The following is a 26819-nucleotide window of genomic DNA, read 5'->3' as shown; positions in this document are numbered from 1 at the left end:
GCGGGAGCAAGCTCCCTCGCCACGGGGTTACACGCGATTTATCTGTCTTGTGCATCCTTGGCATCCGCCTGCGCATTTCGCTCGGCCACGCGTTTGCGTTGTTCGTCGGTGAGTTCGACTTTGTTGGCGCTGTCGCGCAGCATCATCAGCCCTCCGACGATCGACCCGATCGCGACTACCATAATCAACCACGCATACCACGGCATAAGGCTCTCCTTGAGGCAGATGTCCGTGGGAAAGCTTCCCACGGTAATGACTGCTTTGAGTCACGGGCTTTCTGAGTAGTTCAGTGTAGGCCCGTTCTGCCTCATAGGCGCTATTGTCCGGTCAACATCGCATCTGCCGGCGCATCGACACGGTCTTGTGCGGTCAGCTGGAAGTAGATGAAGCCCACTGCCATAAAACCCAGGAAGATCAGCCCGATCAAGGCATTGAACCAGGCCATCGCCACCAGGCATACCACCGCCAGCACCAGCGCAATGCCTGGCACGATGGGGTAGCCCGGCGCGCGGAAGGTGCGTTCCAGCAACGGCTCGGTCTTACGCAGTTTGAACAGGCTGAGCATGCTCATGATGTACATGACGATGGCACCGAACACCGCCATGGTGATCATCGCGGCGGTCAGGGTCATGCCGCCCAGGTTGATCAGGCCGTCGCTGTAGATAGCGGCGATACCCACCACGCCGCCGGCGAGGATGGCCCGGTGCGGTGTCTGGAAACGTGAGAGTTTGGCCAGGAAAGACGGCAGGTAACCGGCGCGGGCCAGGGCGAAGAACTGGCGCGAGTAGCCGAGGATGATGCCGTGGAAGCTTGCTACCAAACCGAACAGGCCAATCCATACCAGCATGTGCAGCCAGCCGGAGCTGTCGCCCACCACGGTTTTCATCGCCTGGGGCAGTGGGTCGTTGATGTTCGACAACGCGCGCCAGTCACCTACGCCGCCAGCGAAGAACATCACGCCCATGGCCAGGATCACCAGGGTGAGGATACCGCTGATGTAGGCCTTCGGAATGGTGCGCTTGGGGTCCTTGGCTTCTTCGGCGGCCATGGCAGCGCCTTCGATGGCGAGGAAGAACCAGATGGCGAAGGGGATGGCTGCAAACATCCCGGCAATCGCCGGGGCGCCGAAGGTGTCGGAACCGGCCCAGCCATTGAGGGCAAAATTGCTGAAGCTGAACGCCGGGGCGACGACGCCCATGAACACCAACAGTTCGGCGACGGCCAGCACGCAGACCACCAACTCAAAGGTGGCGGCGAGCTTTACCCCGAGGATATTCAGGCCCATGAACACGATATAGGCGCCGACGGCGGCGTGTTTGGGGTCGAGTGCCGGGAACTGCACGTTCAGGTACGCACCAATGGCCAGGGCTATCGCGGGCGGGGCGAAGACAAATTCGATCAAGGTGGCCAGGCCGGCAATCAAGCCACCTTTCTCACCGAAGGCGCGACGGCTGTAGGCAAAGGGGCCTCCTGCGTGGGGAATCGCAGTGGTCAGTTCGGTGAAGCTGAAGATAAAGCAGGTGTACATCGCGGCGACCATCAACGAGGTCACCAGAAAGCCCAAGGTACCGGCGACGCCCCAGCCGTAGCTCCAGCCGAAATACTCGCCGGAGATCACCAGCCCCACGGCGATGCCCCATAGATGCAAGGTGCCCAAGGTGGGCTTGAGTTGTGTGTTCATTGTGCTGCGCTCCTTGAACTGTTTGGAATGATTCAAGGTGTTGCAGTGGCTATGCCAAGCCTCAGAACTATGTCGTAAAGCAATGCCTATGTCGCCGAAGGGACGGTTTGGCGTTTGAATGCGGCATGAGTTGCACCACATAAGTGCGGTGGTGACTTGGCGGGCGCTTTCGCGGGCAAGCCCGCTCCCACACTTGACCAGTGTTAACTGAAAGAACGCAGTCGAATGTGGGAGCCGGGCTTGCCCGCGAAGAGGCCCTCCCAGCCACGGCAAACCCCGCATAAACCCACTCTTTACGCCATCTTTACGCCCCACCCGGCGCCTCGCTCTCGTTCCTTTACACCGCTCCTGCGGACAATGCCCCCACACGCGGCAATCGCCGCAAGACGGGGAAATTTCCATGAGCGTTCTGGACGGAGTGTCACTGCTATTGGCCGTGGCGCTGTTCATTTATCTGCTGGTTGCGCTGTTACGCGCGGATCGGAACTAGGAGCGGGCTATGCACAGTTATGACTATTGGCTGATCATCGCCTTCTTTGCCGTGGTACTGGTGCCAGCACCCTTTTTGGGGCGGTTCTACTACAAGGTGATGGAAGGCCAGCGCACCTGGCTCACGCCCGTATTGGGGCCTGTCGAGAAAGCCTGTTATCGCCTCTCGGGCGTGGATGCGCAGCAGGAACAGAGCTGGCAGAAATACATGCTGGCCTTGCTCGCATTCAACCTGGCGGGCTTCTTGTTGTTGTTCTCGATCCTGTTATTCCAGGGCTCCCTGCCACTGAACCCGCAGAAACTGCCGGGCCAGGAATGGACCCTGGCGTTCAACACCGCCGTCAGTTTCATGACCAATACCAACTGGCAGAACTACAGCGGCGAAGCGTCCCTAAGTTATCTAAGTCAGATGGCCGGCCTCACGGTGCAGAACTTCGTCAGTGCCGCGACTGGCCTAGCCGTGCTGGTCGCTTTATGCCGTGGGATCGGGCGCAAATCTGCCCAGACCCTGGGCAACTTCTGGGTCGACATGACCCGCGCCACCCTCTACGGCCTGCTGCCGTTGTGCCTGGTGCTCGCGCTGTTCCTGGTATGGCAGGGCGTGCCGCAAACCTTCGCTCACTATGTGGATGCCATCACGCTGCAGGGCGTGGACCAGGTGATTCCGCTGGGGCCGGCCGCCAGCCAGATTGCGATCAAGCAACTGGGCACCAACGGCGGTGGCTTCTTCGGCGTGAACTCGGCGCATCCGTTTGAAGACCCGACAGCCTGGGCCAATCTGTTTGAAGTGGCCTCGATCATCCTGATCCCGGTGGCGTTGGTGTTTACCTTTGGCCATTACGTCAAGGACCTGCGTCAGAGCCGGGCGATCCTCGCGTGCATGCTGGCGTTGTTCTTGATCGGCGGCGCGACGTCGCTTTGGTCCGAATACCAGCCCAATCCGACCCTGAACCACCCGGCCGTGGAACAGACCGCGCCGCTGGAGGGCAAGGAAACACGCTTCGGCACCACCGGTACCGTGCTGTGGTCGGTGACCACCACCGCGGCGTCCAACGGTTCGGTCAATGGCATGCAGGACAGCCTCAGTCCCCTGAGTGGGATGGTGGCGCTGGTCAACATGATGGTCGGCGAAGTGATCTTCGGCGGCGTGGGTGCCGGCATGTACGGCATGTTGCTCAACGTGTTGATCGCGGTGTTCCTCGCCGGCCTGATGATCGGCCGCACCCCGGAATACCTGGGCAAGAAACTCCAGGCCAAGGAAGTGCAATTGCTGGTAGTGACCCTGCTGGTGATGCCGGTCGGCGTGCTGGTGCTGAGTTCCATCGCTGCCAGCCTCCCGGGCCCGGCGGGCGCTATCAGTAACCCTGGCCCACACGGCTTCAGTCAGTTGCTCTACGCCTATACCTCGGCCAGTGCCAACAACGGTTCGGCGTTTGCCGGCCTCGGCGCCAATACCCCATTCCATAACCTGATGCTCGGCCTGGGCATGTTGATCGGCCGCTTTGGCTACATCCTCCCGGTACTGGCCCTGGCCGGCAGCCTGGCGATGAAGAAGACCGCGCCGATTGGCCAGAACAGCTTCCCCACCCATGGCGCGCTGTTCGTGACCTTGTTGACCGTGACCATTTTGTTGGTGGGCGGCCTGACTTTCCTGCCGACGCTGGCGTTGGGCCCCATCGCTGAACACTTGAGCATGGGCTTCTAGTTAAGGGATATGAAAATGAATATGCCTGTAAAAAACGCGGCCCCGGTCAAACCCCAGGAGCCCGCCAAAACCGCTATCTCGGCCCTGTGGCGCCCGGCACTGGTCCAGGCGTTCGTCAAGCTGGACCCACGCCAACTGCAACGCTCGCCAGTGATGCTGGTGGTGGAGCTGACCGCCATCCTCACCACCGTGTTGTGCTTTGTGCCCGATACCACCGTGCCCACCTTTGTTGCGGTGCAAATCGCGGTGTGGCTGTGGTTCACCGTGCTGTTCGCCAACTTCGCCGAAGCCTTGGCCGAAGGCCGTGGCAAGGCCCGCGCCGACAGCCTCAAGGCTGGCAGCGAAGGCTTGAGTGCCCGTCGCCAGGAAGCTGATGGCAGCTTCAAGGTGGTGCCGGCCACCAGCCTGCGCAAGGGTGATGTGGTGCGTGTGGCTGCTGGGGAAATGATCCCCGGTGATGGTGAAGTCGTCGAAGGTATTGCGGCGGTCAACGAAGCAGCGATCACCGGCGAGTCCGCCCCGGTCATCCGCGAGTCCGGCGGCGACCGCTCGGCCGTTACCGGCAACACGCGGTTGGTCTCGGATTGGCTGCTGATCCGCATCACCGCCAACCCGGGCGAGTCCACCCTGGACCGCATGATCGCGCTGGTGGAGGGCGCCAAACGCCAGAAGACCCCCAACGAAGTCGCGCTGGATATCCTGCTGATCGGCCTGACCCTGATCTTCCTGCTGGTGGTGGTGACCTTGCAGCCGTTCGCCCACTTCGCCAATGGCAGCTTGCCTTTGGTGTTCCTGGTCGCACTGCTGGTGACACTGATTCCTACCACCATTGGCGGCTTGTTGTCGGCCATCGGTATTGCCGGCATGGACCGCCTGGTGCGTCTCAACGTGATCGCCAAGTCTGGACGCGCGGTGGAAGCGGCGGGGGACGTGCATGTGTTGCTGCTGGACAAGACCGGCACCATCACCTTCGGCAACCGTCGTTGCTCGGCCGTGGTCGCTGCACCTGGCGTCAGTGGCCGCGAATTGGCCGAAGGCGCGTTGCTGGCGTCCCTGGCCGATGATACGGCGGAAGGCAAATCCATCGTTGAATACCTGCGCGCCTTGCACCCCCAGGCCGAGCCGAGCCTGGATGCGTTGACCGCCGTGCCCTTCAGCGCCGAGACCCGTTTGTCCGGTGTCGACTATCAGGGCCGTGTGTTCCGTAAAGGCGCGGTGGACTCGCTGCTGGCGTTTATCGGCCAGCAACGCAGCGACCTGCTGCCTGCGTTGTCGCGGGAAATCGACAAGATCGCCCAAAGCGGCGGCACGCCCTTGCTGGTGTGCGCCGATGGCAAGTTACTGGGGGCGATCCATCTCAAAGATGTGGTCAAGCCAGGTATCCGTGAGCGTTTTGCCGAGTTGCGCAAGTTGGGGATTCGCACCGTGATGGTCACTGGCGACAACCCGCTGACCGCCGCCGCGATTGCCGCTGAAGCAGGGGTGGACGATGTGCTGGCCGAAGCCACGCCAGAGAAGAAACTCGCGCGTATTCGCCATGAGCAGAACGATGGTCGTCTGGTTGCGATGTGCGGCGACGGCGCCAACGACGCCCCGGCGCTGGCCCAGGCTGACGTCGGCATGGCGATGAACGACGGCACCCAGGCCGCGCGCGAAGCCGCCAACATGGTCGACCTCGACAGCGACCCGACCAAGCTGCTGGACGTGGTGCAGATCGGCAAGGAACTGCTGGTGACCCGTGGCGCGCTGACGACCTTTTCCATCGCCAACGACGTGGCCAAGTACTTCGCGATCCTGCCGGCGCTGTTCGCCTCGATCTACCCGCAACTGGGCGTGCTCAACATCATGCACTTGCAGAGCCCGCAGAGCGCGATCCTTTCGGCCATCGTGTTCAACGCGCTGATTATCGTGGTGTTGATCCCGCTGGCCCTGCGCGGTGTGCGCGTACAGGCGGCGAGTGCGGCGGCGTTGTTGCGGCGCAATCTGCTGATTTACGGGCTGGGCGGGCTGTTGGTGCCGTTCGTAGGCATCAAGGCCATCGACATGCTGCTGACGGCGCTGCACCTGGTTTGACCTGTCTGATTTATTGAGGATTTGACCATGACAAACATCATTCGCCCGGCCCTGAGTCTGCTGTTGCTCATGACTCTGATCACCGGCGTCGCCTACCCGCTGGTGGTCACTGGCGTGGCACAGGTCGCGTTCCCCGACCAGGCCAATGGCAGCCTGGTGCGCGACGCCAGCGGCAAGGTGCGCGGCTCCAGCCTGATCGCCCAGGACTTTACCGGTGACCGCTGGTTTCACCCACGCCCGTCAGCCGGTGCTTTTGCGACGGTGTCCAGCAGTGCCAGTAACCTGGGCCCCAGCAATCCTGCCCTGGCGACCCGCATAATCGAGGATGCCGGCAAACAGTCAGTGCCTGGCCAGGGCCCGGTGCCACTGGCCTCGCTGACAACCTCCGGCAGCGGCCTTGATCCACACTTGCCACCGCAGGCGATTGCCTATCAACTGGCGCGAGTGGCGGCGGCGCGAAATATGCCGGTGTCGACCTTGCAGCGGTTGCTGGATGAACACATCCAAAGCCCTCTGGTAGGCCCGCCCGTAGTAAACGTATTGGCCTTGAACATGGCTTTGGAAGCGTTGTAAGCAAGACGATTGCCATCGCGGGCAAGCCCGGCTCCCACATTTGGAATGCATTCCACTGTGGGAGCCGGGCTTGCCCGCGATGGCGGCCTTGAAGACTCTCTATCAATACCTGAAGGAACCCCCGAGCATGAGCGACGCCGGCCGCGCCGATGCCCTGTTAGCCGATCTGCCCCGGGACGGCCGTGGCCGGCTCAAAGTCTTCCTTGGCGCCGCGCCCGGTGTGGGCAAGACCTACGCCATGCTCCAGGCGGCCCATACCCAACTGCGCCAGGGCGTGCGCCTGATCGCTGGGGTGGTTGAAACCCACGGCCGCGCCGAGACCGAAGCCTTGCTCAGCGGCCTGCCGCAACAACCGCTGTTGCGTAGCGAATACCGTGGCGTGATGCTCGAAGAAATGGACCTCGACGGCCTGCTCGCCGCCAAGCCAAAGCTGGTGCTGGTGGACGAACTGGCCCACAGCAACGCTCCCGGCAGTCGTCATGAAAAACGCTGGCAAGACATCCAGGAACTGCTCGCCGCCGGCATCAACGTGTTCACTACGGTCAACGTCCAGCACCTGGAAAGCCTCAACGACCAAGTGCGTGGCATCACCGGCGTGCAAGTGCGCGAAACCCTGCCGGACTGGGTGCTGCAAGAGGCCGACGAACTGCTGCTGATCGACCTTCCGTCTCGCGAGCTGCTCGAGCGCCTGCGTGACGGCAAGGTGTATGTGCCCGAACAGGCGCGTGCGGCCATCGATGCGTTTTTCACCCAGACCAACCTCATGGCCCTGCGCGAACTGGCCATGCAAACCGCCGCCGCCCACGTCGACGACGACCTGGCCCAAGGCTACCGCCAACTCGGCCAGGCTGCGCCGGCGGTGCGTGGGCGCCTGTTGGTCGGTGTGGATGGCGATGCCCAAGCCGAACGCCTGGTGCGCCATGCCAGCCGCGTGGCCCAGCGTCGGCATTTGCCCTGGAGCCTGGTGCACATCGACAACGGCCGTGCGCGGGATGAGCAATCGCGCCTGCGCCTGCAAAACGCCCAGCAACTGGCAGAGCGGCTGGGCGGGGAAGTGGTGTTGCTGCGCGCCGGGGAAGTGGCCAAGACCCTGATCCAGCACGCCGCCGAACGCCGTGCCAGTTTAGTGCTGGTGGGGCAGTCACGGATGCGCTGGCGGCGGCGCCTGTTCGGTGGCGGCTTGGCGGCACGCCTGTTGCGCAATGCCCGCGGCTTGGAAATCAACGTCCTCGACAGCGATGACATGCCTGCACCGCCACGCCTGCCGGAGGTACGCGGGTTGGTGTGGTTCGATTACGCCTTGGCGGTGGTGGCCACCTTTGTCGCTGCCGCAGTGGCCTGGGCCGTGTCCAGCGCGTTGGCGCTGCCGAACATCTCGTTGGTGTTTCTTGCCGCCGTGCTGTTGGTGGCGGTGCGCAGCAGCCTGGGCCCGTCCCTGGTGTGCGCGGCACTGTCGTTTTTGACTTACGATTTTCTATTTATTCCGCCGAATTTTTCCTTCGCCATCCAGCGCGAAGAAGACGTGCTGACCCTGTTGTTCTTTCTATTGATGGCAGCGTTGACCGGCAACCTCGCCGCACGCCAGCGCCGTCAGTTGCAGGCGTTGCGCGATACCCAGGAAGAAACCAGCGAGCTGCTCGACCTGTCGCGCAAGCTCACCGCTGCCACCGACCGCCAAGCCGTCATCAGCGCCGCCGCCCACCATCTGCAAGGTTGGAACGAGCTCGACCTGTGCCTGGTCAATCGCGACGGACAGGGCGGCTGGAAGGTTGAGACCGGTGGCCCGTTGACCCTCACCGAAGCCGAACGCGCCGCCGCCGATTGGGCCTGGCAGCATGATCAGCCGGCCGGCATGGGCACCGGCACCTTGCCGTTTGGGCGTTGGTGGTGGTGGCCGCTGTCGGGTGAAGAGGGGCCTTTGGGGTTGCTGGGTGTCAGTGCCAAGCCTGGCCTGGAATTGAGCGGGCAACGTCGTCGCTTGCTCACCGCGTTGAGTCAACCGCTGGCCCAGGCGCTGGCGCGGGCACAATTGGGGCAGGAGTTGGAATCGGCGCGCCTGCACGGCGAAACCGAACAACTGCGTAGCGCTTTGCTCGCTTCGGTGTCCCACGACTTGCGCACGCCATTGACCTCCATGCGCGGCAGCATCGACAGCCTGCTGGCCCTTGGTGAAGCCATCCCCCTGGAGGATCGCCGCGAATTGCTCGAAGGCACTCGCGATGAGGCCGAGCGCCTGGACCGTTATATCCAGAACCTGCTGGACATGACACGCCTGGGCCACGGTGCGCTGAAACTGGCACGCGATTGGGTGTCGCCCGGCGATATTGTCGGCAGTGCCCTTGGGCGATTGCGCGCCGTGCTGGCGCCGTTGCAGATGAGCACCGATGTGCCGCCGGAACTGCCCTTGTTGTATGTGCATGCGGCGCTGATTGAGCAGGCCCTGGTCAATGTGCTGGAAAACGCTGCACGGTTTTCGCCGCCCCAGGGCCGCTTGCAGTTGCGCGCGGGCGTGCAGGATGAGCAGTTGTTTTTTGCCGTAGCGGATGAAGGGCCGGGGATTCCCGAGGAGGAGCGTGCGAAGATCTTCGACATGTTCTACACCGCTGCCCGCGGTGATCGAGGCGGGCAGGGCACCGGCCTCGGCTTGGCGATCTGCCAGGGCATGGTCGGTGCGCACGGTGGGCATATCAGCGTGGCCGATGGCATTGACGGGCGGGGCACCTGCATCACTTTGTTTTTACCGCTACCCACACAACCCGCCCTGGAGTAAACCTTGTAGGAGCGAGCTTGCTCGCGAAGGTCGTTAACGATAAAGATGGCGTCCTGAATGTACGCGGTGCCTAGAGGTTTTTCGCGAGCAAGCTCGCTCCTACAGGGGGGTGATTTTTTAATGGGTTTTAATGAGACACCATGAGCCAGACCGCGACGATTCTTGTCATTGATGACGAACCGCAGATCCGCAAATTCTTGCGCATCAGCCTGGCCTCCCAGGGCTATAAGGTGATCGAAGCCGGCACCGGCAACGAAGGCCTGGCCCAAGCGGCCTTGAGCAAACCGGATCTGCTGGTACTCGACCTGGGCCTGCCCGACATGGACGGCCAACAGGTGCTGCGCGAGTTTCGCGAGTGGTCGAGCGTGCCGGTGCTGGTGCTGTCGGTGCGGGCCAGCGAAGGTCAGAAGGTCGAGGCCCTCGACGGTGGCGCCAATGACTACGTGACCAAACCGTTCGGCATCCAGGAGTTTCTTGCCCGTGTGCGTGCGCTGTTGCGCCAGGCACCGGCCGGAGAGGCCCAGGAAGCCGCCTTGAGTTTTGGCCCGCTGACGGTCGACCTGGCCTATCGCCGCGTTTTGCTGGACGGTGCTGAAGTGGCGCTGACCCGCAAGGAATACGCAGTGCTGGCGCAGTTGGCACGCCACCCGGGGCGGGTGATTACCCAACAGCAGTTGCTCAAGGACATCTGGGGGCCAACCCATACCGAGGACAGCCACTACCTGCGTATCGTGGTGGGGCACCTGCGCCAGAAGCTGGCGGATGACCCTACCCAGCCACGGTTTATCGTGACTGAGGCGGGGGTGGGGTATCGGTTGCTAGGTGCCTGAACCTTTGGTGCCTGTGCTGGCGCCATCGCAGGCAAGCCAGCTCCCACAGTTGAAATGCATTCCCCTGTGGGAGCCGGGCTTGCCCGCGATGAGGCCATCAGCAACACCCGCACGCTCAACTCTGCTCACTCTCATACCGATCCAACGTATCACTGGCAATCTCCCTTCCCAAAGCGATCAACTCCGGCGCTTTATAGAACTCGAAAAACCGGCACACCCGCTTCGGCACGTTGATCAGCACATCGGGCGGATACCCGGCGATCTTGTATTGTGCCAATGAGGTTTGCATCACCTCGAAACTCTGGTTGATCAGGTCCAGCAACGAGGCAGGCCCGACGTTGTCGATGATGAACGAGCCGGTGGCCGACTTCGGTGCGCCGGCTTTCTCCGGCGCCGCGGCAGGTTGCTGGGCTTCGGGTTCGGCAGACTCCAGCCACGGGTTGATTTCGGCGGCCTGGGCCTGCAAGGCTTCTTGTTCCAGCTTCATCAACTGCTCGGCCTGCTTGCGGCGAAATGGCAGGTGGGAGCCCAGTGACTTGGCCAGGCTGTTGAAGCGGCTCTTGAACGCCGGCGGGCGCTGGATCACCGGCAATTGGTAGTGTTTCTGGTTGGTGGCATTGAGGTTGACCGCAATGATCAAGTCGCAATGGCTCGACACCACCGGAACGATGGGCAGCGGGTTGAGCAGGCCGCCGTCCACCAGCATGCGGTTGCCCTGCATCACCGGTGTGAACAAACTGGGGATGGCCGCCGAGGCGCGCATGGCCTGGTGCAGGCAGCCTTCCTGGAACCAGATCTCCTGTTGGTTGGTGAGGTCGGTGGCGACGGCAGTGTAGGGGATGCGCAGCTCCTCGATATTGATATCGCCGACAATCTTGCGGATTTGCCCGAACACCTTCTCACCGCGAATCGCTCCCAGGCGAAAGCTCACATCTACCAGGCGCAATACGTCGAGGTAGTCCAGGCTTTCGATCCAGTTGCGGTACTCGTCGAGCTTGCCTGCGGCGTAGATCCCACCCACCACGGCGCCCATGGAACAGCCGGCGATACAGGCGATGTCATAGCCGCGTCGTTCGATTTCCTCGATCACCCCGATATGGGCGTAGCCCCTGGCACCACCGGAGCCCAGCACTAAGGCAACACGTTTCTTCATGGCCAGATCCTTCGCAAAACAGGGGCCCACAATGCACCCATCAAGGGGCCTGCTTCAATCCTTGCTGACAGCGCGCAATATTTTTCCAGGCTGGCGATCAGGCTCGGGTATGCTCTGGCAATAGGTACTACTGATTTCAGGCTAAGGACAAGGCACTTTTCCCTGTAGGCAACGTCTACAGGCTACGACTGAATTTGTATATTTGAGGTGTCATCAATGAAAGCCTGGATCTGTGTGCCTGTGATCATGTTGGCCTTGGCTGGCTGTGCCGGGAAAACCGCGTATCGCGACAGCTGTGGCTCGCAATTGGACGCCGCCTGGAAAGAGCTGGACCTGGCCAAGGCCGAAGGTTTTGCCGGCACTGTCAGCTATTCGAAGGCGTTGTCGCTGTTGACTGGCGCCAAGACTCAGCAGCAGTTCGAGGCGTTCGAGGGTTGCTCCAACAAGGCCGAAAAGGCGCGGTTCTACATTCGTGAGTCTCGCGCCGGGCGATAACCCAGGGCGGATAGGATTTTTCATCGGAAAGTGAGGGCAGGATGTCAGCATTGGTCAATCAGTTAGTCGCTCAGGTCATTGGCCTGGAAGTAGGGTTACTGAGCTGCCAGGCTCGCCTCGCCGCCGTCACTGACGATGAAGCCTTGCATGATTTGCGCACCACGGTACGCCGCCTGCGCAGCCTGTTGCGCCCTTTGCGCGGGCTGCCCGGTGTCGAACAGCTTGAATTGGCCGCCAGCACGGTTGGCCAACTGACTACGCCGCTACGCGACCGAGAGGTGCTGGCGGCGTATTTGCATCAGCACGGCTATCACGACGCGGCTGATCGTCGCCTGCGTCTGCAGCCCGAGGCTTATCGCCAGGTGGCGCAAAGCCCGGAGCTGGCGCACTTGCTGCTGATCCTGGATGCGTTCCCACGGTTTATCCGCGCGTCCCAGCATCAGAAACTGCTCAAGGGCTTGCGCCCGCGCATCCAGAAGCGCCTGGCCAAGCAATCGCAGAGACTCGATGAGGCGCTGAAGGATCCCGATCATGACCGTCATCGACTACGGTTGCTGATCAAGCGCGTGCGCTATGCCGCCGAGGCGTATCCCGAGCTGGACAAATTACCCACCAAGGCCCTGTCGCACTTGAAGAAAGCCCAGAGCGCGCTGGGTGACTGGCATGACTGTTGGCAGTGGCTGGCCCAGGCCGGGCACGAGCCGGACCTGCAACCCTGCGTAGCGGTGTGGCAGCGCACCATGCTCAAGGCGCAAGGCAAGGCCGACCGCGTGCTGGACACGCTCAGCGCCGAGTGTTTTTAAACCGGTCCGGTTTTTGGCCGGAATGGGCGCTGTGCCTGCGCAATTCGATGGTTAAGATTCCTCCAGGATTTTCTTGATGTGAGGTCGCCATGCGCTTTAGTGATTTGCTCGACGCTGCCCGTAGCAATCCGCTGGATGTCACCATTCCTGCCGAATGGGCCCAGGGCCGGGCCACCTTTGGCGGCTTGGTCGCTGCCTTGCAGTACGAGGCGCTGCGCGCCCAGGTGCCGGCGGATCGACCGCTGCGCTCGCTGGCCATCACCTTTGTCGGCCCGGTAGCGCCGGATGTACCTGCCAGTTATCAAGTCGAAGTGCTGCGCGAAGGCAAGGCGGTCAGCCAGTTGCTCGGGCGCGTGGTGCAGAACGGTGAAGTGGCGACCCTGGTCCAGGCCAGTTTTGGCGCCTCTCGCCCCTCCGAAATTGACGTGGCAAGTGAGCCGCCACCGGTATTCAAACATTGGGATGAGTGCCATGAACTGCCCTATATCAAGGGTGTTACCCCCGAATTCATGCGTCATTTGGCAATGCGCTGGAGTGTCGGCGGCCTGCCGTTTACCGGCAATAAATCCCGCGACATGGGTGGCTGGGTACGGTTGCGGGGGGATGTGAAAGAAGAACCACTGACCGAGGCGCATATCCTCGCCCTGGTCGACGCCTGGCCACCGGCGTTGCTGCCACACCTGAAAAAGCCCGCGCCGGGCAGCACCCTGACCTGGACCATCGAGTTCATCCAGCCGCTGCAAGACCTGACCACGCTCGACTGGTGCAAGTACCACGTCAATATCGAACACGCCCGCGACGGCTATGGCCACGCTGCCGCTGCCTTGTGGAGCCCGACCGGCGAGTTGATCGCCCTCAGCCGTCAGACTGTGGTGGTGTTCGCCTGAACCCGCCGGTCAGTGGTGGTGCCGCTGCCGCCAGGCGCGCCACCAGCCACCGCTGAGCACAAAGCGGGGGAAGGTCACGAACTGCTCGACCACCAGGCGCTGCACCGCATCTTTGCGATCACTGAACGGCTCACTGGCCTGGGCTTCCAGGCTATGGCCGTGACGCTGCAACGCCAGGCCCGCGACAATACCAATCACGCCGACGGCGAAGCTGGCCAGACTAAGGCTGAACACGCCCGACACGATCAGCAGGAAACCGACGATAAACAGCGGCACGGCAATCAGGTGCAACGCCAGGTTGGTTGGGTGCTGATGGTTCTGTGGGTACTGACGCCATTGCCAGGCGGGGAGATTGGGGTGACGTTTGCCCATGGTGGTGAATCCTCTGTCCGTTGAAACAACTTGAACAGAGTCTAGGTTGAGGTGGGCAGGGTGGCGAATTGGGGCTGGCTATGGGGGTCATAGGCTGCAATTTAGGCGGAGTGACCCTCATGCCCAAATGACACAGTCATGATCATCCATGTGTACCAAGAACGTCAGCTCTTTATCGGTTATCCAAAACGGATATCCGGTGGTTTCGCCTAACACAGAGGCTAGCACTCGAGCGTTTTCCATTCTCCAGGCGCTATACGCTGAGTCAAATACCAGCAGAACCAGGCCATTCCCGCTAATGCGATGCGGCATCTCCTTCCAAAAGTCAGGGTTGTGTTCGGTGCTTTTCTCGTTCAGTTCGATGGGATCAAGCACATTGCTCTGCGCTTTGAAGAATTCTCTCGTCAGAGAGCTTATCAACAAGTTGAGTTCGCTCGAATCAAGCTTTCCAGCGTCGAGGTTCAGCGCATTACAGGCTTCGTCTATTTCGTCTTCCAGGTAACTCATCAGGGGACATCTATTCTGGACCGGCTGACAGGAACCAGTTGGAGCAGTATATGGCCTCTTTTGGCTCCTCCGTCGCCTCTCTTTCCAGGTGTTTGATAGCCAATATGAGGTGATTTCGGGCCTTCTTTACTTGGCACGAGCATAGGATCGTCAATATTCACTTCCGCTCCTCTATTGGGACCGGTTTGTACTCGCCATTCTGTTGGAAATGATTTGCCATATTGGTCTTTGCCCCATTTCGATACGCTGTATTCGGACCTGGGTATACCCGTTCTGCGAAAAGCCTCATCCAAACCATCGGTGGGAAAGAGTGGCGCCGTGGGTGTGAATGTGGGAAGGATTCCAGTCTGTTAAGCGCAGATCCCCTGTGGGAGCGGGCTTGCCCGCGAAGGCGGTGTGTCAGTCACTGCCTCTGTTACTGCACTACCGCTTTCGCAGGCAAGCCAGCTCCCACTTTTGATCTTCGTTGCTTTGAGTATTGCGTTCGCTTGACTGATCGGCACCAAGGCTTACCTCCGATGTTGTTGGGTCAGTTTGCATATGCATTGGCTGGTTCACAGTTATCGAGGTCAAGTCCCATCCCATATTCGATATTCAGAGTGTCTAGGGTAAGGAGATTTACCTGAACGGCATCAAGACTGTATGAAGTACAAATTAGATGTGGACCCTTCGATTTTCTTGGCTTTGCCCTTTTTTAGGTACGCATTGAACTCACGTTCCAAGGCTTGTTTATCTGTATATTTTTTATACTTGCTGGGTGTTTCGCATGCGTACATATACAGCCTCCACGAGTCGAAACCGTCGACCCTATCGTCCGGGCCGTAATCAAAGTCGACACATATTTCAGATAAGTAAACACTGCAACCAATACCGTGCAGCTCGTAGGTGACATTTGCAGCGACCGTCCCACGCTGCGGGATTTTTTTGGATCGCCACAGACCAATGATATTTTTGGTTCCAAACACTTGCTCAAGTAAGTCGGTAGCCTTTTTTACTTGTTCCAAGTATTCTGTGATCAAATGTTCTAGCGTCTGAACTCTCATCGTCTAGGCCTTTCCAGTCTATCCAGTCCTACTGCATTTGAAGCGTCTATTACGTCCTGGGTGCTGTTGAACGAGCTGTTATGGTCACCTATATTCTGGATTAGTTTTATGGTGACTGGCGTCTTTGTTTGTCTTGCAGCGGCAGCTCGGTGGTGCCCATCAACAATATAGCGTTGCTCGTTATACTCAAAAACGTCTATTGGCGTATTTTTATCGTATCCGTCGTTTCGCATACTGCGAGCAATTTCTTCCACACGCTTGGTTGACCGCTTCCCTTCAATGCTGTGTGTTCTATTTAAGAAGGTTGCGTCTACTCCGTGAACAAGAGGAGCTGAAGGCTGTCCATCATCCACGCTCGACTTGTAGGATGGATCGTCAGCACTCGTTTGCTTTTTACACCCATCATCGCCTGGGCATGAATTCAAGCCTAGCGGGTCTACCCATCCCGTCGGATTGGGCACATACCGGTACCCATTGATCCCACCCGCCAACTTCACCGGATCCGGCGTCAGATAGCGACCAATATCCGTATTGTAGTAGCGATGGCGATTGTAGTGCAGGCCGCTTTCCGCATCGAAATACTGACCCTGAAAGCGCAGCGGGTTGTCGATGTTGCTTACGTCGAGCCGGGCGATCTGGCCGTAGGCGCGGTAGTGGGCGGACCAGATGATTTCGCCTTCGGGGTTGGTCAGTTCCTGCGGGGTGCCGAGGTGGTCGAGTTGGTAGTGGTAGGGCTTGGTTTCTTTTGGGCCGAAACCGTCCAATAGTGCCAATGGGCGGAAGCTGTCGGGCTCGTAGAGGTAGCTGCGATGGCGCTCTGCATGGTGTTCGGCAATCAGCTTGTCGCCTTGCCAGAAAAACTCTGTGGTTTTGTCGTCCACGGTTTTGCTGATGCGGCGTCCAAATGGGTCATAGCGATAGCTGGCGGTTTGGCCGTTGGGCGTTGTAACCCCGACCAACCGATGCTGGCAGTCGTAGCGGTACTCAGTGACGAGTTGCTGGCCCTTGCCGCGGCGTTCGCGGATGAGGTTGCCGAAGGCGTCGTAGTCGTAATGGCGGTCGCCTTGGATCATCAGGCGGTTGGCCGCGACGATGTCCGGGCCGGGGCGGTCTTGCATCAGCAGGTTGCCGGCCGGGTTGTGGGCGAAGCGTTCTTGTACGTCCTGGGAGTGATCGGCGTGGGTCAGGCGGTTTAGCGGGTCGTAGCGGTAAAGGTGTTCGCCTTTGCGGGTGTCGAGCAGGCGGGTGAGGTTGCCGGTTTTGTCGTAGTCGTATTGGCGTTGGTAGAGGTGGTTTTGTTGCTGCGTTACCGCATGGGCGTGCAGGCGGTGTTGGTCGTCGTAGTGGTAGTGGCTGAGCAGTTGGCCTTGTTGGCGTTGGTGCTCGCGACCGGCACGGAAAAGGTGGGAGGTCAGCAGCGTGCCATTCAGTTCGACGGTAGCGAGGTGGCCGCCTTTATCGTGGGTGAAGGTGACGCGGTTATTGTCCGGCAGGCACAGGTTTTTCAGCTGGCCGCAGGCGTCGTAGCCGTAGCGCAGGGTGCCCCAGCCCTGGTGTTCGGCGGTGAGGCGGTTTTGGCGGTCGTATTCGTAGGCCAGCGCCCAGTGACCGTCTTCGACGCTGAGGAGGTTGCCTTGGCGGTCGTAGGCATAGTCGACAACGCTGGCATCGGGCAGGGTTTTTCGGACGAGGCGCCCAGCGTGGTCGCGCTCGTAGCGGGTGATTAGCTGACTGTTATCGTCGCCGTATTCGGTCTTCTCCAGCAGGTTGCCGTTGAGGTCGTAGGCATAGGCGGTGCGCTGGCCGTCGAAGCCGGTTTCCTGGCGGATCAGGCCGTTGGGGTGGTAGTCGAGTTGGTAGGTTTCGCCGGCTTCGTTTTCGATCTCGGTGAGCAGCAGCCGGGCGTTGTCGTAGCGGTACTTGACCTGGGTGCCGTCGGCGTTGATGCGGCGACTGATCAGGTGCAGGCCGTCGGCATATTCGTAGCGGGTGACGTGGCCGAGTTCGTCGCGTTCGGCGATGATTTTGCCGTAGGGGTTGTAGCTAAATTCTCGTGTGGCGCCGCCTGGCAAGACGAGGCGAATCAACCTGCCGACGCTGTCCCATTCATAGGCTGTCTGCGCGCCGTGCTCATCCTCACAGGCAACTTGCCGCCCCAGATCGTCATAGCGATAACGCTTGATCCCACCATGGGGCAATTGCTCTTCAAGCAGTTGCCCACGTTCGTTCCACACCAGTCGATGGCAACTGTGATCCGGGTACCAAATCCCAGTCAGTTGCCCGTGCTTGGTGTAACTGTAGTCAGTAACCTCACCATCGGGATCGGTCCTACGCGTAACATCGCCTTGCTCATTACGCTCGTATTTCCAGACCGCCTCCCCACGCCTGACAACCCGTACAAAACCGTTGTCATGCTCGTAGGACGTTGGCTCATCATCCCCCGGAAACAGCGCCACCAAGCGTCCGGCGTCGTCATATTGATAGGCCGTCACCGCGCCCATCGGGTCTTGCTCGACGGTCAGCCGGCCCTGGTCGTCGTAGGATTTAAAGTGCGTGGCGCCGTCCGGATCAATCCTCTGCACCAGCCGCGCCCGCTGGTCATGGACATACACTTCCTGGCTACCATCGGCGTTATGCACGGTGACACGCCCGTCATCCCCCCAGGCATAGCGCGTGTCCATCTGCGAAAAACTCGCCCAATGCCGCACGCAGCGCGCCGCCTTGCCCGCGCGTTCCCACTCCCAAAAGAAACTCGCCCCACCGGCTAACTGCCGCTCGACAATGACGTGCTGATCGTCGTACCGATAACGCTCGCTTTCACCGACGGCATTGGTCGCACACACCAGTCGTCCAGCTTCGTCATAGGCGTAGGAAACGAGGTTCTGTTCGGTTTCCCACACGTAAGGCTCACGCCCTTTGGCGCGATGCACCTGGTAATCCACCGCAACGATGCGATCCCGCTCATGACGCAACAGCAACGAGCGACCCGCACCGTTATCCAGCCGCTCAATCCGCCCTGAACGATCCCGGCAAAGGCGCAGCCGGTTGTCATACGCATCGCTGATGGTTGTCAGCACACCGTCGCGAAAGTGGTAGAAACGCGAGGCTTGGGCCAGCACCAGTTCATCAGGCGCCGAACCCAAGTAGATCGCCGCTTCGGCCAGGCTGTTAGTAATCGCCGGTCGAGCTGAAGTCGGCAAGGGCAGGGTAGTCGAGCGGTTCTCATGGTCAGTCCACACCACCGAATCGCCCGACACCACCAGCCGATGAGCCAGCCCATGACTCCAGCCAAACCCCAACCCACAATCCACATCCACAGCACTGGTGCGGTACAACCGCGTCCACTCAAACGGCAAAATCCCATCCAGCGCGCCATCGGTGAGGGTCAGCAATTCCTCGCCGGTGACCATCGACACCGGGCAACCATTGGTAACGGTCTTGTCCGCTGGCGCCGCCGCATCCCCCTTCGGGTTCGACGCCACAGCCGGCACATCATCGACAGGCTCCTGACGGACCAACGTGGTGCGCTGGGTCTTGCCGCGCACCATCGACACCGGGTTCGAAACCAGCGTGTCGCCTGCCTTCAACGGCACCACTGGCACCGCCTTGACCGGCGTCGCCGCACTGCTCAGCAACACCGGCTTTGCGGCCTCCACATGGGTTTCCAGCCGAGGCCCCGTCACCTGCTTGGCCAGCAATTCCAACAACGCCCGCGCCCGCCCGGACTTGACGCCACTAAGCATCTGAGCACCCAGGCGCAGCTGCACCCCAATGCCCCGCGTGGCCCAGATCAGCAGCAAGTTGATCAGCACTTCGCCGGTGATTTCACCCAGCAGTTCATACATGTCGGGCGGCGGCAGCATGCGTATCCAGGCCACCAGTGCCGATAGAAAGATAAACAACAGCGGCTCATCACTGAGTACCAGCAACCCCTCGGCCAGCGTGTCTTTGCCCAGCTTGAGCAGCGCATTCAGCTCGGCCTCGGACAGGTATTTCAGCAACGTTTCGCTGTTGGACTTGAGGTTGGCGAGCAGGTCGTACAGCTCGGTGATGTTGTCCCACAGGTTGTAAAGCGCATTGCCGATCCCGGTAGCAAAGGCCATGCCCTGTAACGCACTGCGCTTGTAAGCAGGCGCTTTGGCAAAGTCTGCCCATCGAGGCTTGAAGTGCTCGGCCCATGCCGTGCGCAAATCCGCTTCCAGCCCGGCAATCACGGTCTCATAGGACGCATACAGCGCCTGGACGTGAGCCTTGGAAACAGTGGGGTAAAAGGTGATTTGGTACGGTTGGTCGCGGGTACAGTCGTTGACTTCAAGAATGCCGCTGGGGCCAATGGTCCGATGCAGTGGCGCGCCTACCGGGCTGCCGTCCTGTGCAACGGCTTGCAGCATCACGGGCGTGTTGCCGATAGGCACGAACTGTGTGCTTTCGAACAGGTGCACCAGGGTCAACCCGCCCTGGGCTTTGCATTGAGCGACCGTGCGACTGGGTTTTTTGGAGGAAATTGGCGCGACCAGTGCGACGTCTTCCCCAACCTTGAACACCTGCTCCACGCTAAGTGCCGACCCACTTGAAAAGCTGTCGGCCCACTTATCAAAGGTATTCAGGCAGGTGCGGAAATCCGCAAATACGCGCTCGATGTTCGGCGCTGCGGGATCCATGGGCACCAGCACCAGGTTGGCCAGCACCGAGATCACGAGACAGCCCCATTCATCAGGGCTCTAGCGAACACCACCATCTGCAATCCCTCGCACTGTTTGATCAGGCGAGGGACTTTGCAGCGGTTGTCAGGTAAAAGAAGTCGGCGTTATGCGCGGAAATAGCGAGGAAATTTCGTCTTAACTTCAGGTAAACCGAGGCTTGGTCGTAGGAGTCGGATTACAGCTGGAACAGTCTTACAGCTTCAACTGCCCAATCGCCTTGCTCAACTCCCCGGCCAGCGTCGCCAGTTCATTGCTGGTAGTCGCCGACGCCACGGTTTGATGTACGGTGTTTTCGGTCACATCGCGAATGCTCACCACGGCGCGGTTCATCTCTTCGGCAACATGGCTTTGCTGCTCGGCGGCCACGGCGATCTGGGTGTTGCTTTCGCGCATCTGTGCCACGGCCCCGGTGATTTCAGCCAAGGCCACACCAGCTTCCTGGGCCTGCTGGACGCAGTCATCGGCCTTGAATGAGCTTTCCTGCATGAAGTCCACGGCGTCGCGGGTACCGGCTTGCAGCGCCGAGACCATGCGGGTGATTTCGTCGGTGGAGCTTTGCACACGCTTGGCCAGGTTACGCACTTCGTCGGCGACTACCGCGAAACCGCGACCCATTTCCCCGGCGCGGGCGGCTTCGATGGCGGCGTTGAGGGCAAGCAGGTTGGTCTGTTCGGCGATGCTGTGGATCACACCGACCACGCCGTTGATTTTCTGGCTGTCTTCGGCCAGTTTCTGGATCATTTCGGCGGTCTGCTGTACCCCACTGGACAGCCCGGCGATCGAACGCTGTACCCGGGTGACCACGGCCTGGCCGCTGCCGGCGAGGGTGTCGGCGGACTGCGACAAGTCACGGGTGGCGCCCGCGTGCTGGGCGATGTGGTAGACGGTGGCGGTCATTTCGTTGATGGCGGTGGCGGCCTGGCCGGTTTCGCTTTGCTGGCCCAGCATGCCGTGTTGCACCTCGTTCATGCTGCTGGCCAGGCGTGCGGCGCCGTCGTCCAGTTGCCGGGCGGTGCGTGCCACGGTATTGACCACGCGCTGGTAACCGGCTTGCATGGCGTTGAAGGCGCTGGCCATCTGGCCGACTTCATCCTTGCAGGCCAACGGCACCCGCGCCGACAGGTCACCAGTTTTTTCAACGTGCAGCATTACGTCCTTGAGGGTGTTGAGCTGACTGAGCAGGAAGCGGATCAACAACTGCGAGGCGCCGAGCATGGCCAGCATCAGGACTGCCACGGCAACGGCGTAATTGGCGAAGCGTTCACTGAACACCTGGCTCAGGCTCGGCGCGTAGGCGAGGACTGCGACCTGCTGGCCGTCGGCCCGGCTGATCACCTCGGCGCCGATCAGCGGGTTTTCGCCGAACAACGGCATGGGGTTGAGTTCAGTCCAGCCGTTGGCAGTGCTCAGGGCGGGCAGGTCCTGGGGGATCTGGCCTTTGGAAAATGCGAGCCAGTGCTCACCAGTGGGCAAGGCTCTGTCGGCTGGCCAGGCGCTTAGCAAGCGTCCCTGAGCCTGGGCCGATGCCTGTGACGCCTGGCTACGCGCCTGTTGTTCCAGCTGTACCGCGTACAGCACCAGCAGCAGGGTGGTGATGAAGGCGACCGCATTGACGGCCCAGAATTTGTATTTGAGCGAGATATTGCTAAGCCAGGCACCCATGGAAGGTTTTCTCTGATAGCGGAAACGGTATTGGCAAGGTGCCATTATTGTGCCGCTATTCAGAACAGTGCTTTTGATATGGGTCAATGCGCCGCATCAATCGATGGCAGGCAAGCCGAAAAAGCGCCGGGCGCACGCGGTGCTGTGCAGCGCCAGGTCTTCCATTGTTTCGTTACGGTGCAAGGCCACTTCGCGCAGTACTTCGGGCAGGTAAGCCGGTTCATTGCGACCGTTCTTTGGTTTGGGGCGCAACGTGCGTGGCAGCAGGTAGGGCGCATCGCTTTCCAGCATCAGACGGCCTCGGGGAATGTCCCTGACCAGTGAATGCAGGTGGGTGCCACGGCGTTCGTCGCAGATCCAACCCGTGATGCCAATGTGTAAATCCAGGTCCAGGTAGCTGAACAGCGCTGCCTGTTCGCCAGTGAAGCAGTGCACCACGGCGGCTGGCAGGTGGTCACGGTAGTCCTTGAGGATCTCCAGCAGACGCTGGTTGGCATCGCGCTCATGGAGAAACACCGGCAGTTGCAGCTCGACGGCCAGGGCGAGGTGTTCTTCGAGGACTTTTTCCTGCTGGGGGCGAGGGGAGAAGTCCCGGTTGAAATCCAGCCCGCATTCACCCACGGCGCGCACTCGGCTGTCGCCCAGCAAGCTGCGCAGGCGTTGGGCGCTGTCGCTGTTCCAGTCGCTGGCAGAGTGAGGGTGAATGCCGGCGGTGCTGAACAGGCGCTGGCCGCTTTCGTCGAGTTTTACACACAATTGCAGGGCCTGTTCGCTGCCTTCGACGCTGGTGCCGGTGAGCACCAATTGCTGCACGCCAGCGGCGTAAGCGCGTTCGAGAACGGCCGTGTGCCTCTCGTCGAAACTGGGGTTGGTCAGGTTGACGCCAATATCAATGAGTTGCATGGTGCTATCTCCGCCTGCGGCCGGAAAGCATATCAGAGCTGTAGATTGATAAGAAAAACCAAGAACTACAACACGTTAACGCTGTCTTTGAACGTCGCAAGCGACATTGTGGTGGACCGATTGCCTACCACCGTGGCGCCGTTGCACGCCTTGCCAGCGCATAAAGCGCTCTGTTTCTGACCACCAGCACGTCGTTATTCGCGAAGGTGCTGGCCAGTTTTCTTTTCGGAGAGCGGATGATCCGACCCTCGGCGTTGCTTATGTTGTGCCTGACGTTGCTGCTGCCCATGGCGGCGGTCGCACGTCTGGATGGGCCGCTGCAAGTGGCCAAGCCCGGCAAGGTCCGCGACCTCGCGCAAATTCGCTCCAGCCGCACCCTGCGCGTATTGGTCAACCAGAGCCGCAACAGTTCCGGTGAAGTGCAGGGCCAGGCCATCGGTGTCGAATACCATCGGTTGCGTGCCTTCGAGCAGTACCTCAATGGCCATGCCCGTGATGGGCAGGCCATCAACCTCAAGATCATCCCCAAGGCCAAGGACCAGTTACTCGGCGCGCTGGCCCGTGGCGAGGGCGACCTGGTGGCGCCCGGTGAGTTGCTGGACGTGAAGGGCGTGCACAAGGTCAGCGCCAGCGACCCGATTGTCAGCGATGTGCCGTTGTGGCTGGTGGGCGTCAAGGGTGAACGACGCTTTACCAGGCTGGAGCAACTGTCAGGTCGCACGCTGACGCTGACCACGGGCAGTGCGGCGGCGGATGCCATCAGTCAGGTCAATCAAAAACTGGCCCTGCACAAGCGCCCCCCCGTGAAAGTCGAATGGGTTGACCCCAGCCTGGCGGTGGAAGACGTCCTGGAGATGGTGCAGGCCGGGATTTTTCACCTGACGATCGTGGAAAAACCCATTGCCCAACGCTGGTCGAAAATCCTGCCCAGGTTGCGCTTTGACAAGCAGGTGGTGATCAGCGAGCCAGGCGACGAGTTCTGGTTTGTGCGCCAGGATGCCTCGATGCTGCGCGCCAGCATTGATCGGTTCCTCAAGACCTATCACACGCCTTCCGACCAGGATGTGGCATTCCAGCGTATCTATCGACGCCTCTACCAGGTCCGTAACCCGTTGGCGCGGGCTGACCGCCAGCGCCTGGAAAAACTGCGCCCGGTCCTGCAAAAACATGCACGTGAGCAAGGTATGGACTGGCTGAACCTGGCGGCGTTGGCGTTCAAGGAGTCTTCCCTGGACCCAGGCGCACGCAACAGCGGCGGCCCTACCGGCCTGATGCAGATCACGCCGTCGGCGGCCCAACGGGTGGGGGTCAACAATATCGAGACGCTCGACAATAATGTGCAAGCGGGGGCACGTTACCTGGCGATGATCCGCCGCAAGTTTTTCGCCAGCCCCAAGCTCAATGAGCGTGAGCGCATGGCCTTTATGCTAGCGGCGTACAACATGGGGCCGGAGCGAGTACAGGGCATGCGCACCGAGGCCAAGCGCCGTGGGCTTAACCCCAATCAGTGGTTCTTCCAGGTTGAACGCATTGCCATGGAGCAGGTAGGGATGGGCGGCGTCAGCTATGTTAATAGCGTCAACAAGTACTATCTGGCGTTCGATCGAGAGCGGGAGACCCTGGAGCCGCCAACGGCTAAAGTCGCCTCGCGCAAATAATCGAATTTTTGGGTGTTTATTAGGCAATATTTCGGCTTTTATCATTGCTTAAACTGATTAATATAGCGGCCAACCAACCCCTACCTGGAAAAGGATTTACCCGATGAGCCCAATGATTACCCGTGTCCTGTCCACCCGCGCCGGTTATGGCCTGACTATTCTGCGCATTTTCGTCGGCATCATCTTCGCTGCCCACGGTTCGCAAAAACTCTTCGGCTGGTTTGGCGGTGGTGGCCTGGCGGGCACCGCACAATGGATGGAAAGCATTGGCCTGGCGCCGGGCACGCTGATGGCGCTGCTGTCGGGCGGTACCGAGTTCTTCGCCGGCCTGGCCCTGATCATCGGTTTGTTGGTTCGCCCTGCCGCGTTGGGCCTGACCTTCCTGACACTGGTGGCGATTTTCTCTGTACACATCCACAACGGGCTGTTCATGGCCAACAACGGTTACGAGTTCGCACTGGCGTTGCTCGGCGGCGCGTTGGCGGTGTTGTTGGAAGGTGCGGGCAAATTGTCTGTCGACCGCGCGATCACTCACTGATCGTTTAGCAAGCTGTACAGGAGGCCCGCTGATGCGGGCCTTTTCGTTGCCCGGGATTCTTGACACTGCCCCACCGGCTTCTCTAGGATGCTGCTCATGCGCCGATTTAAACAGCTAATTGCGGGGCGCCACTGGGACTCAATGCAGCCCGACAGAAGCACGCTTGCTCACGCAGGGCGTTCTTCGAAATACCGCTAAAGCGCTGGTTCGGTGTTGCCTCTCACCTGCCCGCAGACTTTTGAGGCAGAGACACGACACGATGAATGCACTACGCCCTCTCATACGCCTGGCCCCGATCACCGCGGACCTGACCCAACGCAATCCGAAGATCCTCCTGGGCGGTAAGCACCAGCCGACGCTGCTGCGTTATCTGGATGGCTGGCCACGCCGTTCCGGTCGGCCTTCGGCGTTCCTGATCCAGTTTGTTGAAGACGGCGATTCCCTGGCCCGTTTTGCCAGCGATAGTTTCGACCTGGCAGTGATACAGGCACCGAATGCCAGCAACGCCTTTGAGGTGATCCATCAACTGACACGCATTGCCCGCCAAGGCCTGATTACCCGTCGCTGAGCGAGTGGTGATAGGCCGCCAACGTAAATGTTCGACGCCGGCGCTGGTATAGGAAAAGTACCCAGGCAATCAGGCACAGCAGCAGCGGTATTGTGGCGACCATCAGCCATTGCAGATATCGTTCGAAACGCAGCAGCGGGGCGTATGCCTGGGTCTTGAGCGCCTGCAACTCGATGGGCAATTGCAGGCGCTCTTTGTTGAGTGCCTGCAACTGGGTAGTGGTATCCACGGCTTGGGTCATGAGGCTGGTGTGGGGTGGGTTCAACCTGCGCCATGCTTGTTCTGTCTGCTCAAGTCGTCGCTCCATCGCAGTCGCACTTTTGCGATAAGCCTGTGCGGCTTCGTCGCGCATGTGTTCTAGCCTGTGCAGTGGTTGGCGCATGACACGAGATTGAATACTTCTGAGTGCCTCGGGCGCCGCCAGATTATCCAATATGTTCAATACAAACTGCGCGTTGCCGTTGGGTAGGGCATTGTTGAGCGTGTCCGCGAGCAAGTCCGTGTCGGCCACGATCACCATATGGATCTGTTCTGCCCTCTGCAGCCCGGGCGGCTGGCCCCCCAGGCCGTCGGGAAACGCTGAATAAGCGGGCCCGTCAAGGCGGGCGGCGATGACATGACGCTGCCCTGAAGTCGCTGATTCATCTATGAGTGAATCGAACGTAGTAGCGGAAGCAAAGCGTTCTGCGTCCACCAATGCCGAGTGGCGTGAGCTCAGCAGAAGCGGGGTCAACAGCGAGCGGCTTTTGGGGGCCAAGGAGAGCGCGCCGCTGCTCGATACGATGACCGAATGCAATCCCCAGGTGCTGATATCCGTCCTGGTCATTGCCTGCCTTGGCAGATGTAGCCTGGCCGGGTGCAGTACCGCGGGCATTCCGGTGCCGGGCGTTGCTGATGAGGCATAAAGATTATCGACCAGCAACTTGTCCGCAGGCATCTGGATGCCCCATGCGGTCAGCAGCGCATCCAGCCTGGCGTTTGTCGATACGGCGTCGGCGCCTATCTCGCTCACCGGGTCGATGAACATCATCAGCTTGCCGCCTTTGAGTACCCATTGCTCAAGGGCATATAGGGCTCGACCAGATAGAGCGTGTGGCTGTACAACCATCAGTGTGTTCACGGAGGGCGGTACTTGGGTGATGTTCGCTGCCAACTCCACCACATTGAATTGCTCGCGCATCAACTCCAGTAACCCGCCGGCCGATTTGTCCAAGGGCAGTCCCGACAGTAGGCCAACAGTGGGGCGGTCAGGGTGCATCAACTTGTAGATCAGGTGGCTGGCGGCCGCGAAAACTGAGTGCAACACCTGACCTTTCCGGTACGGTGCTGCCCCTATGTCCTATTCCGAACTCAGCGTCGAAGAGCGCGCCATCATTCAACTCAGTCAAGCTCAAGGCTTCAGCCTG

At 60.4% G+C, this 26819-nt stretch carries 23 protein-coding genes; 12 read left to right on the top strand and 11 right to left on the bottom strand.

Annotated features, from left to right (window positions below; translation table 11 throughout):
* Positions 1-38: 38 nt before the first annotated feature.
* Positions 39-206 (bottom strand): DUF2897 family protein, encoded by a 168-nt coding sequence (locus tag JJD66_RS11085; RefSeq protein ID WP_003172675.1) that lies wholly within the window; start codon positions 204-206, stop codon positions 39-41.
* 110 nt (positions 207-316) lie between these two features.
* Positions 317-1681, bottom strand: a complete 1365-nt coding sequence (gene eat, locus JJD66_RS11080; protein WP_200648143.1) for an ethanolamine permease — start codon at positions 1679-1681, stop codon at positions 317-319.
* A 400-nt stretch (positions 1682-2081) separates the two neighbouring features.
* On the opposite strand from eat, the gene kdpF reads away from it, so the two are divergent.
* The 6 genes from kdpF to JJD66_RS11050 all read left to right on the top strand — a co-directional run bounded on the left by kdpF (position 2082) and on the right by JJD66_RS11050 (position 10121).
* The gene (kdpF, locus tag JJD66_RS11075; RefSeq protein ID WP_003218754.1) at positions 2082-2171 is read left to right on the top strand and encodes a K(+)-transporting ATPase subunit F; all 90 of its coding nucleotides are present in this window, start codon (positions 2082-2084) and stop codon (positions 2169-2171) included.
* Positions 2172-2180: 9 nt separating this feature from the next.
* On the top strand, positions 2181-3875 hold the full coding sequence (gene kdpA / locus JJD66_RS11070) for a potassium-transporting ATPase subunit KdpA (RefSeq protein ID WP_105226232.1): 1695 nt from the start codon (positions 2181-2183) through the stop codon (positions 3873-3875).
* Between the two features lie 9 nt (positions 3876-3884).
* Positions 3885-5948, top strand: a complete 2064-nt coding sequence (gene kdpB, locus JJD66_RS11065; protein WP_096144402.1) for a potassium-transporting ATPase subunit KdpB — start codon at positions 3885-3887, stop codon at positions 5946-5948.
* 27 nt (positions 5949-5975) lie between these two features.
* Positions 5976-6521 carry a potassium-transporting ATPase subunit KdpC gene (gene kdpC, locus JJD66_RS11060; protein WP_198715176.1) on the top strand — a complete coding sequence of 182 codons (546 nt, stop codon included), beginning with the start codon at positions 5976-5978 and terminating at the stop codon, positions 6519-6521.
* 127 nt (positions 6522-6648) lie between these two features.
* Entirely contained in the window at positions 6649-9291 is a 2643-nt protein-coding gene (locus JJD66_RS11055) for a sensor histidine kinase (RefSeq protein WP_127882127.1), read from the top strand.
* 140 nt (positions 9292-9431) lie between these two features.
* On the top strand, positions 9432-10121 hold the full coding sequence (locus tag JJD66_RS11050) for a response regulator (RefSeq protein ID WP_003189833.1): 690 nt from the start codon (positions 9432-9434) through the stop codon (positions 10119-10121).
* Between the two features lie 115 nt (positions 10122-10236).
* On the opposite strand, the gene JJD66_RS11045 is transcribed toward JJD66_RS11050, so the two are convergent.
* A complete protein-coding gene (locus JJD66_RS11045; RefSeq protein WP_003189836.1) occupies positions 10237-11274 on the bottom strand; it encodes a patatin-like phospholipase family protein in 1038 nt (345 codons plus the stop codon).
* 216 nt (positions 11275-11490) lie between these two features.
* On the opposite strand from JJD66_RS11045, the gene JJD66_RS11040 reads away from it, so the two are divergent.
* From JJD66_RS11040 to JJD66_RS11030, 3 genes are all read left to right on the top strand, one after another.
* Positions 11491-11769, top strand: coding sequence for a hypothetical protein (locus JJD66_RS11040; protein WP_200648142.1), 279 nt, complete (start codon positions 11491-11493; stop codon positions 11767-11769).
* A 41-nt stretch (positions 11770-11810) separates the two neighbouring features.
* Positions 11811-12572 carry a CHAD domain-containing protein gene (locus JJD66_RS11035; RefSeq protein ID WP_105226236.1) on the top strand — a complete coding sequence of 254 codons (762 nt, stop codon included), beginning with the start codon at positions 11811-11813 and terminating at the stop codon, positions 12570-12572.
* Between the two features lie 89 nt (positions 12573-12661).
* A complete protein-coding gene (locus JJD66_RS11030; protein WP_200648141.1) occupies positions 12662-13459 on the top strand; it encodes an acyl-CoA thioesterase in 798 nt (265 codons plus the stop codon).
* Positions 13460-13468: 9 nt separating this feature from the next.
* On the opposite strand, the gene JJD66_RS11025 is transcribed toward JJD66_RS11030, so the two are convergent.
* The 7 genes from JJD66_RS11025 to JJD66_RS10995 form a co-directional block, all read right to left on the bottom strand.
* Positions 13469-13831, bottom strand: a complete 363-nt coding sequence (locus JJD66_RS11025) for an Mpo1-like protein (RefSeq protein WP_003189844.1) — start codon at positions 13829-13831, stop codon at positions 13469-13471.
* A 117-nt stretch (positions 13832-13948) separates the two neighbouring features.
* Positions 13949-14338 (bottom strand): hypothetical protein, encoded by a 390-nt coding sequence (locus JJD66_RS11020; protein ID WP_200648140.1) that lies wholly within the window; start codon positions 14336-14338, stop codon positions 13949-13951.
* Entirely contained in the window at positions 14338-14679 is a 342-nt protein-coding gene (locus tag JJD66_RS28480; RefSeq protein ID WP_442800175.1) for a polymorphic toxin type 47 domain-containing protein, read from the bottom strand. The genes JJD66_RS11020 and JJD66_RS28480 overlap by 1 nt, the downstream gene beginning before the upstream one ends.
* A 291-nt stretch (positions 14680-14970) precedes the next feature.
* Positions 14971-15381, bottom strand: coding sequence for a DUF6896 domain-containing protein (locus JJD66_RS11010; protein ID WP_105226239.1), 411 nt, complete (start codon positions 15379-15381; stop codon positions 14971-14973).
* Positions 15378-20078, bottom strand: a complete 4701-nt coding sequence (locus JJD66_RS11005; protein WP_200648138.1) for an RHS repeat-associated core domain-containing protein — start codon at positions 20076-20078, stop codon at positions 15378-15380. Before JJD66_RS11005 ends, JJD66_RS11010 begins: the two co-directional genes overlap by 4 nt.
* Before the next feature lie 198 nt (positions 20079-20276).
* A complete protein-coding gene (locus JJD66_RS11000; protein WP_200648137.1) occupies positions 20277-21746 on the bottom strand; it encodes a methyl-accepting chemotaxis protein in 1470 nt (489 codons plus the stop codon).
* Between the two features lie 96 nt (positions 21747-21842).
* Positions 21843-22649: a TatD family hydrolase gene (locus tag JJD66_RS10995; protein ID WP_054897912.1), complete on the bottom strand. Its 807-nt coding sequence runs from the start codon at positions 22647-22649 to the stop codon at positions 21843-21845.
* Positions 22650-22885: 236 nt separating this feature from the next.
* Between JJD66_RS10995 and JJD66_RS10990 the strand changes: the two genes are divergently transcribed.
* The 3 genes from JJD66_RS10990 to JJD66_RS10980 all read left to right on the top strand — a co-directional run bounded on the left by JJD66_RS10990 (position 22886) and on the right by JJD66_RS10980 (position 25413).
* Positions 22886-24307, top strand: coding sequence for a transglycosylase SLT domain-containing protein (locus JJD66_RS10990; RefSeq protein ID WP_105226243.1), 1422 nt, complete (start codon positions 22886-22888; stop codon positions 24305-24307).
* Positions 24308-24410: 103 nt separating this feature from the next.
* Positions 24411-24845, top strand: a complete 435-nt coding sequence (locus JJD66_RS10985) for a DoxX family protein (RefSeq protein WP_003189852.1) — start codon at positions 24411-24413, stop codon at positions 24843-24845.
* A 259-nt stretch (positions 24846-25104) separates the two neighbouring features.
* A complete protein-coding gene (locus JJD66_RS10980) occupies positions 25105-25413 on the top strand; it encodes a class I SAM-dependent methyltransferase (protein WP_198716447.1) in 309 nt (102 codons plus the stop codon).
* Here the strand turns inward: JJD66_RS10980 and JJD66_RS10975 are convergent.
* Positions 25400-26671 (bottom strand): Gldg family protein, encoded by a 1272-nt coding sequence (locus JJD66_RS10975; RefSeq protein ID WP_200648201.1) that lies wholly within the window; start codon positions 26669-26671, stop codon positions 25400-25402. The genes JJD66_RS10980 and JJD66_RS10975 overlap by 14 nt on opposite strands.
* Between the last annotated feature and the right edge of the window lie 148 nt (positions 26672-26819).

This window comes from Pseudomonas sp. MF6751, from assembly GCF_016613265.1.
Classification (GTDB): domain Bacteria; phylum Pseudomonadota; class Gammaproteobacteria; order Pseudomonadales; family Pseudomonadaceae; genus Aquipseudomonas; species Aquipseudomonas fluorescens_BV.
Note: the sequence above shows the minus strand (reverse complement) of the source record. Positions and strands in the feature narration are given on the sequence as shown.

Bases quoted from the DNA above. Each gene is read 5' to 3' on its own strand.
- JJD66_RS11085 (WP_003172675.1), bottom strand. From the start codon at position 206: ATGCCGTGGTATGCGTGGTTGATTATGGTAGTCGCGATCGGGTCGATC.
- eat (WP_200648143.1), bottom strand. From the start codon at position 1,681: ATGAACACACAACTCAAGCCCACCTTGGGCACCTTGCATCTATGGGGC.
- kdpF (WP_003218754.1), top strand. From the start codon at position 2,082: ATGAGCGTTCTGGACGGAGTGTCACTGCTATTGGCCGTGGCGCTGTTC.
- kdpA (WP_105226232.1), top strand. From the start codon at position 2,181: ATGCACAGTTATGACTATTGGCTGATCATCGCCTTCTTTGCCGTGGTA.
- kdpB (WP_096144402.1), top strand. From the start codon at position 3,885: ATGAAAATGAATATGCCTGTAAAAAACGCGGCCCCGGTCAAACCCCAG.
- kdpC (WP_198715176.1), top strand. From the start codon at position 5,976: ATGACAAACATCATTCGCCCGGCCCTGAGTCTGCTGTTGCTCATGACT.
- JJD66_RS11055 (WP_127882127.1), top strand. From the start codon at position 6,649: ATGAGCGACGCCGGCCGCGCCGATGCCCTGTTAGCCGATCTGCCCCGG.
- JJD66_RS11050 (WP_003189833.1), top strand. From the start codon at position 9,432: ATGAGCCAGACCGCGACGATTCTTGTCATTGATGACGAACCGCAGATC.
- JJD66_RS11045 (WP_003189836.1), bottom strand. From the start codon at position 11,274: ATGAAGAAACGTGTTGCCTTAGTGCTGGGCTCCGGTGGTGCCAGGGGC.
- JJD66_RS11040 (WP_200648142.1), top strand. From the start codon at position 11,491: ATGAAAGCCTGGATCTGTGTGCCTGTGATCATGTTGGCCTTGGCTGGC.
- JJD66_RS11035 (WP_105226236.1), top strand. From the start codon at position 11,811: ATGTCAGCATTGGTCAATCAGTTAGTCGCTCAGGTCATTGGCCTGGAA.
- JJD66_RS11030 (WP_200648141.1), top strand. From the start codon at position 12,662: ATGCGCTTTAGTGATTTGCTCGACGCTGCCCGTAGCAATCCGCTGGAT.
- JJD66_RS11025 (WP_003189844.1), bottom strand. From the start codon at position 13,831: ATGGGCAAACGTCACCCCAATCTCCCCGCCTGGCAATGGCGTCAGTAC.
- JJD66_RS11020 (WP_200648140.1), bottom strand. From the start codon at position 14,338: ATGAGTTACCTGGAAGACGAAATAGACGAAGCCTGTAATGCGCTGAAC.
- JJD66_RS11010 (WP_105226239.1), bottom strand. From the start codon at position 15,381: ATGAGAGTTCAGACGCTAGAACATTTGATCACAGAATACTTGGAACAA.
- JJD66_RS11000 (WP_200648137.1), bottom strand. From the start codon at position 21,746: ATGGGTGCCTGGCTTAGCAATATCTCGCTCAAATACAAATTCTGGGCC.
- JJD66_RS10995 (WP_054897912.1), bottom strand. From the start codon at position 22,649: ATGCAACTCATTGATATTGGCGTCAACCTGACCAACCCCAGTTTCGAC.
- JJD66_RS10990 (WP_105226243.1), top strand. From the start codon at position 22,886: ATGATCCGACCCTCGGCGTTGCTTATGTTGTGCCTGACGTTGCTGCTG.
- JJD66_RS10985 (WP_003189852.1), top strand. From the start codon at position 24,411: ATGAGCCCAATGATTACCCGTGTCCTGTCCACCCGCGCCGGTTATGGC.
- JJD66_RS10980 (WP_198716447.1), top strand. From the start codon at position 25,105: ATGAATGCACTACGCCCTCTCATACGCCTGGCCCCGATCACCGCGGAC.
- JJD66_RS10975 (WP_200648201.1), bottom strand. From the start codon at position 26,671: ATGCACCCTGACCGCCCCACTGTTGGCCTACTGTCGGGACTGCCCTTG.